The 11898-nt window shown below is 71.8% G+C and carries 10 protein-coding genes; 8 read left to right on the plus strand and 2 right to left on the minus strand.

What is annotated here, in order from left to right; all coding sequences use genetic code 11:
* The first annotated feature begins 118 nt into the window (after window positions 1–118).
* From ACFZCF_RS31650 to ACFZCF_RS31665, 4 genes are all read left to right on the plus strand, one after another.
* A complete protein-coding gene (locus ACFZCF_RS31650) occupies window positions 119–1402 on the plus strand; it encodes an LCP family protein (protein WP_391290554.1) in 1284 nt (427 codons plus the stop codon).
* A gap of 225 nt (window positions 1403–1627) precedes the next feature.
* A complete protein-coding gene (locus ACFZCF_RS31655; protein WP_391290555.1) occupies window positions 1628–3367 on the plus strand; it encodes an LCP family protein in 1740 nt (579 codons plus the stop codon).
* A gap of 50 nt (window positions 3368–3417) precedes the next feature.
* Window positions 3418–5172: an LCP family protein gene (locus ACFZCF_RS31660; protein WP_388450475.1), complete on the plus strand. Its 1755-nt coding sequence runs from the start codon at window positions 3418–3420 to the stop codon at window positions 5170–5172.
* A 242-nt stretch (window positions 5173–5414) separates the two neighbouring features.
* On the plus strand, window positions 5415–6908 hold the full coding sequence (locus tag ACFZCF_RS31665; RefSeq protein WP_388450473.1) for an LCP family protein: 1494 nt from the start codon (window positions 5415–5417) through the stop codon (window positions 6906–6908).
* Between the two features lie 79 nt (window positions 6909–6987).
* Here the strand turns inward: ACFZCF_RS31665 and ACFZCF_RS31670 are convergent, their stop codons facing one another.
* Complete coding sequence (locus tag ACFZCF_RS31670; RefSeq protein WP_388450471.1) at window positions 6988–7521, minus strand: acyl-CoA thioesterase; 534 nt, start codon at window positions 7519–7521, stop codon at window positions 6988–6990.
* 119 nt (window positions 7522–7640) lie between these two features.
* Between ACFZCF_RS31670 and ACFZCF_RS31675 the strand changes: the two genes are divergently transcribed.
* The 4 genes from ACFZCF_RS31675 (at window position 7641) to ACFZCF_RS31690 (ending at window position 11751) form a co-directional block, all read left to right on the plus strand.
* Entirely contained in the window at window positions 7641–8861 is a 1221-nt protein-coding gene (locus ACFZCF_RS31675) for an LCP family protein (RefSeq protein ID WP_388450469.1), read from the plus strand.
* Window positions 8862–8952: 91 nt separating this feature from the next.
* Window positions 8953–9402, plus strand: coding sequence for a hypothetical protein (locus ACFZCF_RS31680; RefSeq protein ID WP_388450467.1), 450 nt, complete (start codon window positions 8953–8955; stop codon window positions 9400–9402).
* Between the two features lie 8 nt (window positions 9403–9410).
* Window positions 9411–11219 (plus strand): alpha/beta hydrolase, encoded by a 1809-nt coding sequence (locus tag ACFZCF_RS31685; RefSeq protein ID WP_388450465.1) that lies wholly within the window; start codon window positions 9411–9413, stop codon window positions 11217–11219.
* A 73-nt stretch (window positions 11220–11292) separates the two neighbouring features.
* Window positions 11293–11751 (plus strand): hypothetical protein, encoded by a 459-nt coding sequence (locus ACFZCF_RS31690; RefSeq protein WP_388450463.1) that lies wholly within the window; start codon window positions 11293–11295, stop codon window positions 11749–11751.
* Between the two features lie 51 nt (window positions 11752–11802).
* Here ACFZCF_RS31690 and ACFZCF_RS31695 read toward each other — a convergent pair.
* On the minus strand, window positions 11803–11898 hold a 96-nt coding region (locus ACFZCF_RS31695), incomplete at its 5' end, for an acyl-CoA dehydrogenase family protein (protein WP_157849844.1).

The raw sequence follows: 11898 nt of genomic DNA on the forward strand, positions 1-11898 counted from the left end.
GGCCCGGGGGGAGTCGTCTCCTCCGTACAACCCCGTGTCGGGTTCGGCCGTCTCCTTCTGCGAACGCCGGGCGCCCGACGCGCCTGAGACGCCCTGACCCGAAGGACGGACTGACGACGTGACGGACCGCGCTGGCACGCCCGCCGAACCGGACCCGGAACCGGAGCAGGAGCCGGAGCCGGAGACCGGGGCGCAGACGGGGACGGGTACGGAGTCCGAGGGCTCCGACGGCGGGGAGTCCGCGACGGGGGCCGGGGGCCGGCGGCACTGGCTGCGGTGGGGGGCGCTCGGCGTCTCCGTCGTGCTCCTGGGGGCGGCCGGGACCGGGTGGTGGTTCTACCGGAAGCTCGACGACAACATCACCACGGACACCACGGCGGCGGACGAGCTGCGGCGGTACGAGAAGGAGCGGCCGTCGGCGGTCGTGTCGGCCGCCCGGAACATCCTGCTGATCGGCTCGGACACCCGCTCCGGCGAGGAGAACCGGAAGTACGGGAAGGACCGGGGCACCCAGCGCTCCGACACGGTGATCCTGCTGCACCTGGCCGCCGACGAGTCGGGGGCGACGGCCGTGTCGATCCCGCGCGACCTGATGGTGACGATCCCCAGCTGCGCCAGGACCGAGGGGGGCGGCCGGACCCGGGAGCGGCTGGCGCAGTTCAACTGGGCGTTCGAGTGGGGCGGGACGGCGTGCACGATCCGTACCGTCGAGAAGCTCACCGGCATCCGGGTCGACCACCACATGGTGATCGACTTCCAGGGCTTCAAGAAGATGGTGGACGCGGTCGACGGCGTCGAGGTCTGCCTGAAGGAGCCGGTGGACGACGCCGACGCCAAGCTGAAGCTGCCGGCGGGCCGGCAGACCCTGGACGGGGAGCAGGCGCTGGGCTTCGTCCGGGCCCGGAAGTCGCTGGGCAACGGCAGCGACACCGAGCGGATGGACCGGCAGCAGATGTTCCTGGGCGCGCTCGTCAACAAGGTGCAGAGCGACGGGGTGCTGCTGAACCCGGCGAAGCTGTACCCGGTGCTCGACGCGGCGACGAAGTCGGTCACCACGGATCCGGGGCTCGACTCGCTGCGGGACCTGTACGACCTCGCGCGGACGATGCGGGCGATCCCCACGGAGAAGGTGCAGTTCCTCACGGTGCCGCGGCGCCCGTACACGTACAACGCGAACCGGGACGAACTGGTGCAGCCCGCCGCGAGCGAGCTCTTCCGGCAGCTCCGCGAGGACAGGCCGGTCGTGGTGACGAAGGCGGAACCGGAGGAGACCGACGGCGCATCCTCCGACGGGAAGCCCGACGACACCGGCACACCGGAACCGACCACGACGCCCACCTTCACCGGACGGAACGCCGCGGAAGGGCTGTGTTCCCAGCCGTCGGGTGGGGCGGTTGGGTAAAGCGGGGGCCAAGGGAAGGAGCGGGGCGGATGCGGTTTGGGCAGATTGCCCAGTTGTAAGGGGCGTGGAATTTGTCACGGACGTCGCCCCGCGCTGAACTGGGCGGATAGTGTGACGCGATCCGGTGCACCCCGACCGTGTGGTCGCACTCAGCCAAGGATCGAACGACCGAGTGGCGCCCACAGGGGGAGGCGCCCCGCGTGGCACCGACGGAGGACAGGAACCGTGGACGCGCACAGCCGTGGACGGGCGGACGAGATCGACCCCGCCGACCAGTGGGTGCTCAACCCGCAGACGGGCAACTACGAACTGCGACTGGACCACTCCGCTGGGCAGTCGCCCGCCGGCACCACCGGTTCCAGTACCCGCCCCCCGGCCCGGTCAACCGCCCCGGCCGAGGCTCCCGTCCCCGGACAGAGACGACGGCGCCCCGCCGAGCGGGACGCCCCCGAGCCCGGCACGTCCCGTGGCCGCCGCGTACCCCCGCAGAGCCGCCGCAAGCGCAAGCCGGGCGCCAGCCGCAAGAAGAAGGTCCTGCTGTGGACCGGCGGCACGATGGCCTTCGTCCTGGTCGGCGGCGCGGTCGGCGCGTACGCGATCTACAACCGGCTCAACAACAACCTCGACGTCGTCGAGGTCATCGGCAAGAACAAGAGCGCCGGCTTCCGCAAGGGCGAGGCGTTCAACATCGTGATCATCGGCACCGACAAGCGGACCGGCGCGGGCAACGCGGGCTACGGCGACAAGAACAGCCCCGGCCACGCCGACACCACGATCCTCTTCCACGTCTCCAAGGACCGGTCGAACGCCACCGCGGTCTCGATCCCCCGCGATCTGAAGACGAACATCCCCGAGTGCCAGGTCAAGGACGGCGACGGGATCAAGACGATCCCCGCCGAGGCCGACGTCCGCTTCAACGTGAGCCTCGGGCAGAACGGCCGCGACCCCGGCTGCGTCATGCGCACCGTGGAGGAGCTCACCGGCGTCGAGGTCGACCACTTCATGATGGCCGACTTCAACGCCGTCAAGGAGATGACGACCGCCGTCGGCGGGGTGAAGGTCTGCGTCGAGAAGCCCGTCGACGACCCCAAGTCGCACCTGAAGCTCCCGGCCGGCGAGTCGATCGTCCAGGGCGAGCAGGCCCTCGCCTTCGTCCGCACCCGGCACAGCTTCGGCAACGAGTCGGACCTCGACCGCATCAAGGTCCAGCAGCAGTTCCTCGGCTCGATGATCCGGCAGATGAAGTCCGACGACACGCTGACCGACCCGGGCAAGCTCTTCGACCTCGCCGACGCCGCCACCAAGGCGCTCACCGTCGACGCCGGCATAGGGTCGCTCACCAAGCTCCAGGACCTCGCGGGCGAACTCGCGGGGATCGACGCCAAGAACATCGCGTTCGCGACGCTGCCGGTCATCGACAACCCCGCCGAGAAGGTCAAGGCGACGGTCGTCCCGCACCCGACGAAGGCGCCGCAGCTCTACGCGATGCTGCAGAGCGACACCTCGCTCACCGAGGTGAAGAAGAAGGAGCAGGCCGCCAAGAGCGCCCAGGCGAAGGCCCAGGCCGCGCTCCTGGAGGGCGAGCGGGCCCCGTCCACCGAGGTCCGCGTCGACGTCTACAACGGCAGCGGCATCCAGGGCGCGGCCCAGTCGACCATCAACTGGCTCCAGAACGACCAGGGCGTCCTGCGCTCCACCAACAAGAGCAACGCCCCCGAGAAGGCGGCGAAGACGACCCTGGAGTACGCGCCGAACCAGGCCGATCAGGCCCGCGCGCTCGCGGACATGATGGGCCTGCCCGCGACGGCGCTCAAGCAGGGCACCGCCGACGCCGTGGAGCGCGAGCCCATGACGCTCGTCCTCGGCTCGGACTTCAAGGGGGCGGGGGTGCCCATCACCGGACCGGCAAAGGCGCCGAAGGATCTGGGCGAAGTAGCAGCGGACAAGCAGGTGTGCGCGAAGTGACCCGGAAACACCGGAGTCCGGCGCACGCCTGACCGAAGAGGGGACCAGGGGTGGGACAGAAAAGCGTGCGACGGGAGGGGACGCGACCGAGCGTTCCGCACGCCCGAGAACGGGGCTGGGACGACGAACTGCACGGCGCGGGTGAGGCCACCGGCGCCGGCGGGACGCCGGATCCGGCCGCCGGGCCGGCGCAGGCCGGCCGTGCCGCGCGCCGGCGCGGGACGACGGGCGACGACGGCTCCGCCGCGAGCGCGGCCGGCACCGCGGGCGGCCGGGCGGCCGCGCGCCGCAACGCCAAGAAGGCCGGCAAGCGGAAGGTGCTGCGCTGGTCGGCCATCGGCGTCTCCGTGCTGATCCTCGGCACGGCGGGCGCCGGCTACGCGTACTACCAGCACCTCAACGGCAACATCCGCAGCGGTGACCGCGCGGGCGGCGACAGCGGGGTGCGGAAGGCCGCGCCGAACGCGCTGGGCGACACCCCCCTGAACATCCTGCTGATCGGCTCCGACAGCCGCGCCTCCGACGCGAACGTGGCGCTGGGCGGCGGCAAGGACCTCCGGGACGACAAGCCCCGGGCCGACGTCCAGATGCTGCTGCACGTCTCCGCCGACCGGCAGAACGCCTCGCTGATCTCCATACCCCGCGACACCGTGGTGAAGATCCCCGACTGCAAGGGCGAGGACGGAACGCCGTACCCGGGCACCACCGACCGGCCCATCAACGAGACGCTCACCCGCGGCGGCCCCGGGTGCACGCTCACCACCTGGGAGACCCTCACCGGGGTCTACATCGACCACTGGATGATGGTCGACTTCGCGGGCGTGGTCGCGATGGCCGACGAGGTCGGCGGCGTCCCCGTCTGCGTCACCACCGGTGTGCACGACAAGTCGACCGCCCGGGTCAAGGGCGGCTCGGGGCTGAAGCTCCCCGAGGGCACCACCGAGGTCAAGGGCGAGCAGGCGCTCCAGTGGCTGCGCACCCGGCACGCCTTCGGCAGCGACCAGAACCGCGCCAAGGCCCAGCACATGTACCTCAACGGCATGCTGAAGAAGCTCCAGCAGCAGAACGCCTGGACGGACACCGGCCGGCTGATGGGCCTGGCGGAGACCGGCACCAAGGCGCTCCAGGTCTCCGACGGCCTCGACACCGTGGCCAAGCTCTTCGACCTCGGCATGCAGCTGAAGAACGTGAAGGTCGACCGGCTCTCCACGATCACCATCCCGACCGACCCGTACCCGCCGAACCCGGACGCCTGGCTGAAGCCGCGGGCCTCGGCCGACCAGATCTGGAACATGCTCCGGGACGACGTCGCCCTCGACAAGAACGGCGACAAGGCGCCGGCCAAGCCGAAGACGTCGGCCTCCGCGACGCCGAAGGCGACGGCGGCCGCGCCCGCCACGCTCGCCGTCACGGTCGTCAACGGCACCGACGGCGGCGACGAACCGCCCGTCGAGGGGCGCGCCAAGGACATCGCCGAGGCGCTGGCGGGCAAGGGCTTCACCCAGGCCGGCACCTCCAAGGACCCCAAGCCCAGCAAGGGCACGGTCGTCGCCTACCCGAAGGCCGCCGGCGACCAGGGGCGGGCGGACGCCGAGTCCGTGGCGGCCGCCCTCGGCCTGCCGCCGTCCACCGTCCGCGCGGACGCGAACGTGCCGGGGCTCACCCTGGTCGTGGGCGCGGACTGGCGCGAGGGCGTCACGTACGAGAAGCCGAAGCAGGAGGCCGGCGACCTCCCCGAGGGCGCCGACGACAAGGCGTCCTGCATGGAGGTCTACTCGGTCTACAAGTGGGACGGGAAGAGCTGACCGCCCGCCCCTGCGCCACGGCGACGGCCGACCCCCTTCCCGAGGGGGCCGGCCGTCGCCGTTCGCACGAAGGGCCGGATGCGGGGGGCGCCCGCGCACACCGACGGGTGACGTTACCGCGAACGGGGGACAGCGGCGCGCGGCGCGTGGTCCGGTGACCCTACCGGCTGATCGTATGGGCCTACGGTGCTCACGGTCCCCCGTCTCCCTTCACCCGGTCACACCAGCGGAGGTGTCCGTTCGTGCCCACACCGCCCCGCACGCCCCGTCCGCCCCGCACGCCCGGCACGGCCGGCCGCCCGCCCGTCCCCCGGCGCGGCGGCCCCGCCCCGGCGCGGCGGCCCCGGTGGGGGATGCGGACGGCGACCGCGCTCTCCGTGGTGGTGCTCGCGGCCGCCGGGATCGGGCACGCGGTGGTGACCGGGCTCGACACCGGGATCACGCGGGTGGACCCCTTCAAGGACATGAAGAACCGGCCGCAGGCCGGGACCGGCATGAACGTGCTCGTCGTCGGCACCGACGGCCGCGACCGGATCACCCCGGAGGAGAAGGAGAAGTACCGGCTCGGCGGGGCGCCCTGCCACTGCACGGACACCGTGCTGCTCGTGCACATCTCGGAGGACCGCGACCGGGCGAGCGTCGTCTCGCTGCCCCGGGACTCGTACGCCGAGCTGCCCGAGCACACCGACCAGAACAGCGGCGAGAAGCACCGCGCGCACCCGGTGAAGCTGAACGCCGCCTACGCGGAGGGCGGGCCCGCGCTGACCGTCCGGACCGTGGAGGCCATGACCCGGGTCAAGATCGACCACTATCTGGAGGTCGACTTCACCAGCTTCATGCGGACCGTGGACGCCGTCGGCGGGGTGCAGATCTGTACGCCGAAGCCGGTGAAGGACGCGTACACGGGGCTGGACCTCGCGGCCGGGACGCACGAGCTGGACGGCGGACAGGCGCTGCAGTACGTGCGCTCCCGGCACATCGACGGGGCCGCGGACATCGGGCGGATGCAGCGGCAGCAGAGGTTCCTGGCGGCGCTGGTGGACCGGCTGACCAGCGGCGGGGTGCTGTTCAACCCGGTGCGGTTCCGGGAGGTGGCGACGACCCTGCTGGGGTCGGTGCGGGCCGACGAGGGCTTCGGCACGGACCAGCTGCTGGCGCTCTCGAAGGCCATGCGGGGGTTCACCCCGGCGTCCTCGGAGTTCGTGTCCGTGCCCGTCGGCGACGTGGACTTCCCGGTGAAGGGGATCGGCTCGACGGTCAAGTGGGACGCGGCCAGGGCCCAGCGGCTCTTCGCGGCGGTGCGGGAGGACCGTCCGCTGGCCGCGCCCCGGTCGGCGGCGGCCCCGGAGCGAAAGCCCCGAGCGGTGGTCGTGGACGTCGCGCCCGAGGACATCCGGGTGCAGGTCTACAACGGGACGCGCACCAACGGGCTCGGGCGGAAGGCGGACGACGCGCTGCGCGGGGCCGGGTTCGACACGACGCGCCAGCCCCAGACGGCGTCGGGGCCCGAGCGGGCGCGGACGCTGGTCGAGTACGACCCCGGATGGGACCGGTCCGCCCGCTCCGTCGCCGCGGCCCTGCCGGGGGCGGAGCTGAAGGCGGTGCCGGGCCGGGGCGGGACCCTGCGGGTCACCGTGGGGGCCGACTTCCGGGGGGTCACCGCGGTACGGACGGAGGCCGCGCCGGCACGGGGCCCGTTCGAGGCGGTCACCGGGGACCAGGTCGTCTGCCCGTGACCGGGGCGCGGACGGGGGCCGTGGGGGCGTCGGCCGGTGGGGCCGGCTCCGACGGCCTCGTGGCGGGCCTGCCCGCGCCTCAGTCGAGGTGGCCCTCCGCCTGCCGCCGCTCGCGCAGCTCCATGATGGCCTGGCGGCGGGCCAGACGGTGGGTGCGGCGGATCTGGGCCTCCTGGTAGCGGCGCTTGTCCTGCTCGGTCTCCGGGAGGACCGGCGGGACCGTGCGGGGCCTGCCGTCGGCGTCCACGGCGGCGAAGACCAGATAGGCCGAGCCGACCTGGGTCGCGGGGGTGGTGTCGTTCCAGCGCTCGGCCAGGACGCGGACGCCGACCTCCATGGAGGAGCGGCCGGTCCAGTTCACCTGGGCCTTCACGTGGAGGAGGTCGCCGACGCGGACGGGCTCCAGGAAGGCCATCTCGTCCATGGAGGCGGTCACGGCCGGGCCGCCGGAGTGGCGGCCGGCGACGGCGCCCGCCGCGTCGTCCACCAGCTTCATGATCACGCCGCCGTGCACCGTCCCGAGGAGGTTGGTGTCGTGGCTCGTCATGATGTGGCTGAGGGTGGTGCGGGAGGCCGAGGTGGGCTTGCCGGGTATGCCGGCCGGTTCTGTCATGTCGTCCACCTTATGCCGGGTATCGGCGTTGTCTGCTTTGCATCAGCTTCGCAACAGCCCCGGTCCTATTTTCCACCCGGCCTGTCGCCGGGAAAGCGGAGACCGGCACACTGGTCCGCATGAATGACTGGCCTGAGCAGCAGCGCCGCCCCCAGGGGCAGCCGTACCCCCCGCAGCAGGGGTACGGCGACCGGGGACACGGGCAGGAGTACAACCCGAACTTCACTCAGGCGCAGGCCACGGGGTACGACTCGGGGTACAGCACCGGGCAGGTGTACGGGGCCCCGCAGGGCGGCGGCCACGGCCCCGGGGGTCCGGGGGGACCCTCCGGCGCCGGTGCCCGGCCCGGCGGTCCCGCGCCGGACTGGCGCAAGCGCGTCAAGATCGGGTCGATCGTGCTCGTGGTCGGCGTCCTCGCCTGGGGCGTCGGGACGTACGCGTGGGCCAGCTCGCAGATGCGCAACGAGGTCGACCTGTCGAAGGTCATCGAGCGGCCCACCGAGGGCGACTGCACGACGTACCTCATCGTCGGCTCCGACAGCCGCGAGGGCATGACGGCCGAGGACAAGAAGAAGCTGCACACCGGTTCCGCCGAGGGCAAGCGGACCGACTCGATGATGATCCTCGCGGCCTGCTCCAGCGGGAACACGATGATCTCGCTGCCCCGCGACTCGTGGGTGACCATCCCGAACTTCGTCGGCTCCGAGTCCGGCAAGGCGTTCCCGGCGCGCGGCGGCTCCAAGCTGAACGCGGCGTACGCGATGGACGGGCCGGAGCTCCTCGTGCGCACGGTCGAGTTCAACACCGGCCTGCGGATCGACCACTACGCGGAGATCGGCTTCGCCGGCTTCGCGAACATCGTGGACGCGCTCGGCGGCGTCGAGATGAACATCGAGAAGGGCTTCAAGGACAAGAAGTCGGGCGCCGACTTCCAGGCCGGGAAGCAGACCCTCGACGGCGAGCAGGCCCTCGCCTTCGTCCGCACCCGGTACGCCTTCGCCGAGTCGGACCTGGCGCGGACGAAGAACCAGCAGAAGTTCCTGTCGGCACTGGCGAACCAGGCGGCGACGCCGGGGACGATCCTCAACCCGTTCGCGCTGTACCCGACGCTCGGGGCCGGCCTGGACACGCTGATCGTCGACAAGGACATGTCGCTGTACGACCTCGGAAAGATGTTCTTCGCGATGAAGGGCATCAGCGGCGGCGACGGGAAGTCGATGAACATGCCGCTCGCGGGCAGCGCGCCGCAGGGCTCGCTGAAGTGGGACATGACGAAGGTGAAACAGCTCGTCGAGCAGATCAGGAACGACGAGCCCGTCACGGTCACATCGGACCGCTGACGCGCGGAAGACGGCCGGCACCCCGCCGAGGGGGCCGGCCGTCTCTGTCGTGGCGTCGGCACGGAAGCACGGGAGAACGGGGAGGTTCACGATGCCGTGGGACGAATGGGAGCAGCTGAAGAGCGAGGCGGCCGGCCGGGAGCCGGCGGCGATGCGGCTGAACCAGCTGGCCGCGCCGGACGGTGGCGGCGGCTACTCGGAGGACCTGAAGACCGACAAGCGGGCGTGGGCGAAGGCCGGGGACGGAGTCGTGGGCCTCAAGGAGGGCCTCACCACCGCCCTCACGAAGCTGGAGTCCGGCCAGGCGGGCCTCGGGGACACCGGCGGGATCCAGAGCGCGGCGGCCCAGCAGGAGCTGTACGCGTCCTGGAAGAAGTACGTGGGTGACGTCGGCGCCCGCTGCGACGCGCTCGGCGGACTGCTGAAGGCGGCCGGGCAGGACCTGGCGAGGACCGACGAGTCGGTGAAGCAGGAGCTCGACGCGCTGGCGGCGAAGTACGGCGACACGGACGCCGTCGGCGGCCAGGCGAAGGAGAAGTGAGCGCGCTCATGGACCTGCAGACCCTGAAGGCCTTCCGGCAGGCCGAGTACGAGGAGGCGGCGGACGGCTACCGCGCCGTCGGCGAGATGGCGAGCGCGGCGAAGGACGCCGTCGACGGACGGATCACCGCGGGCCTGCGCGCGGAGGTGCAGGGCGCCGCGGCGGACGCGGCGCTCGCCGAGCTCAAGAACCTCTCGGGAAACTTCCACTACGCCCAGACCGAGTGCGGTCTGGTGAGCACGGCGCTGAACGCCTTCGCCTTCGACATGGGGGCGGCCAAGCGGAAGCTGGAGGCGGCGCTCGCGGACGCGCAGGCCGGCGGCTGCACGGTGAACCCGGACGGCTCGGTCTCCTTCCCGGCGGGCTCGAAGCCCGGCGCGGAGAAGCCCGCCGACGGCGGCACCGTCACCGGCAGCCCGGGCGGCACCGACACCTCGGACGCCATCGAGCGCCAGGCCGTGAACATCCACCCCAACCCGTACTACGGGCGGGCCCTCGGCTACGCCAACCGGATCGCCGACGCGCTGAAGGAGGCGACGGACGCCGACGCGAAGTGGGCGCCGAAGCTGCGGGCACTGAAGGCCGACGACGACCTGAAGGTGTCGGACAAGGACTGGGCCGACGCCCAGTCGGACACGGGCGGGGTCGGCGAGGCGGGCAAGGCGTTCCTGGACTCGCTGCCGCAGCCGCCGGCGAGCGGCGAACCGCGGGCGAACGCCGACTGGTGGAAGGGGCTCTCCCCGGAGGAGCAGGAGGCCTGGCTCTCGCTGCGCCCCGCCTCCGTCGGCGCCCTCGACGGCCTCCCGTCGACCGTCCGCGACGAGGCGAACCGGGTGGTCCTCGCCGAGAAGCACGCCCAGTACCGGATGGAGCTGAACTCCCTCCCCAAGCCGCCCGCCAACGAGTGGACGTGGATCACGGCCGGCCGATACCCGGTCAAGGTGCACACGGACGAGTGGATGGACTGGCACCGGCAGTACGGCGACCGGTACGAGCAGCTGAACAAGTCCCTCAAGGGCATGGACGCGATCCAGGCGCGGTTCGACCGGACGGGTGTGGAGGGACGGCCCGAGGCGTACCTGCTCGGTTTCGACCCCGAGCGGAACGGCCGGGCGATCGTCGCCAACGGCAACCCCGACACGGCGGACCACCAGGCGGTGTACGTGCCGGGCACCACGTCCAACCTGAGCTCCGTCGACGGCGACATCAAGCGGATGGAACGGGTCTGGATGAAGGCCGACGGCATGGGCAACGGCTCCGTGTCCACGATCACCTGGCTCGGCTACGACGCCCCGCAGGACATCGTCAAGGACGCGCCGTTCAGTCACTACGCCGATGACGGCGCGCCGGCCTACAACCGCTTCCTCGACGGCCTCGACTCCTCGCGCGCGGTCGACACCGATCCGCACCGCACGGCGATCGGCCACTCGTACGGCACGACGCTCATCGGCTCCGCCGCCCGGCAGGGCGACCTGAACGCGGACGACGTGATCCTCGCCGGAAGCCCGGGCGTGCAGGTGGCCAAGGCGGAGCAGCTGGACGTCCCCAAGGGGCACGTGTGGAACCAGGAGGCCGACGGGGACATCGTCCCGGACATCGGCCGGTTCGGGCACGGCGGAACCGACTGGGACGGTCCGTGGACCATTCCGAGCGACGAGCGCTTCGGTGCCCAGCAGATGGCGACGGACGGCTCGGGGCACAGCGACTACTGGAACGAGAGGTCGAAGAGCCTGGAGAATCAGGCGCTGGTCGTCGCGGGCAGACCGGACGACGTCGAACTGAAGCCGCCGCCGAACCCCACCCCCGGAGTGCGCTGAACCGATGAAGAACAAGGCGGGCGCTGCCGCGCTCCTCGTCTCCCTCTCCCTCACGACCCTCACTGGATGCGGCATGACCGAAGACACGACCCCGGCCGCGACGCCGACCGCGGGTGTCAGCAGCACGGACCAGGCCATCGGCACGACGAAGAGCGTCTCCAGCGAGCTCTACGACCTGATCGGCCTCAAGGGCACCACCACCAAGGCGGGCGTCGGTCTCGACGAGTGCGCGGGCAAGGACCCCGAGAAGTACTTCAGCACCTTCCACACGTGGACCTTCACCCCGGCGGAGCCCGGTCGGCTCGACGGCGTGATGGAGCGGTTGCGGGACGAGCTGCCGGCGAAGGGGTGGAAGGTCGTCGGGTTCGAGCCCGACACCAGCCGGAACAAGAACCTCCGGCTCACGGCCGACCACGACGCCAGGAAGCACAGCGTCAGGATCACCTACTGGGCCAAGGACGAGCCGCCGAAGCTGAACGTCTCCGTCGTCTCCGGCTGCTACCAGGTGCCGGAGGGCGAGACGGTCGAGTAGGGCCGGGCCCCGCGGCCCCCGGCTTCCGGCCGGGGGCCGCGGAGGCGCGGACTACGGGAGGTTGCGGGCCATGACGATGCGCTGGACCTGGTTGGTGCCTTCGTAGATCTGGGTGATCTTGGCGTCGCGCATCATGCGCTCGACGGG

Source organism: Streptomyces sp. NPDC007945, assembly GCF_042958885.1.
Classification (GTDB): domain Bacteria; phylum Actinomycetota; class Actinomycetes; order Streptomycetales; family Streptomycetaceae; genus Streptomyces.

Coding starts and splice junctions, on each gene's coding strand:
- ACFZCF_RS31680 (WP_388450467.1), top strand. CDS start 8,953: ATGCCGTGGGACGAATGGGAGCAGCTGAAGAGCGAGGCGGCCGGCCGG.
- ACFZCF_RS31685 (WP_388450465.1), top strand. CDS start 9,411: ATGGACCTGCAGACCCTGAAGGCCTTCCGGCAGGCCGAGTACGAGGAG.
- ACFZCF_RS31690 (WP_388450463.1), top strand. CDS start 11,293: ATGACCGAAGACACGACCCCGGCCGCGACGCCGACCGCGGGTGTCAGC.
- ACFZCF_RS31670 (WP_388450471.1), bottom strand. CDS start 7,521: ATGACAGAACCGGCCGGCATACCCGGCAAGCCCACCTCGGCCTCCCGC.
- ACFZCF_RS31675 (WP_388450469.1), top strand. CDS start 7,641: ATGAATGACTGGCCTGAGCAGCAGCGCCGCCCCCAGGGGCAGCCGTAC.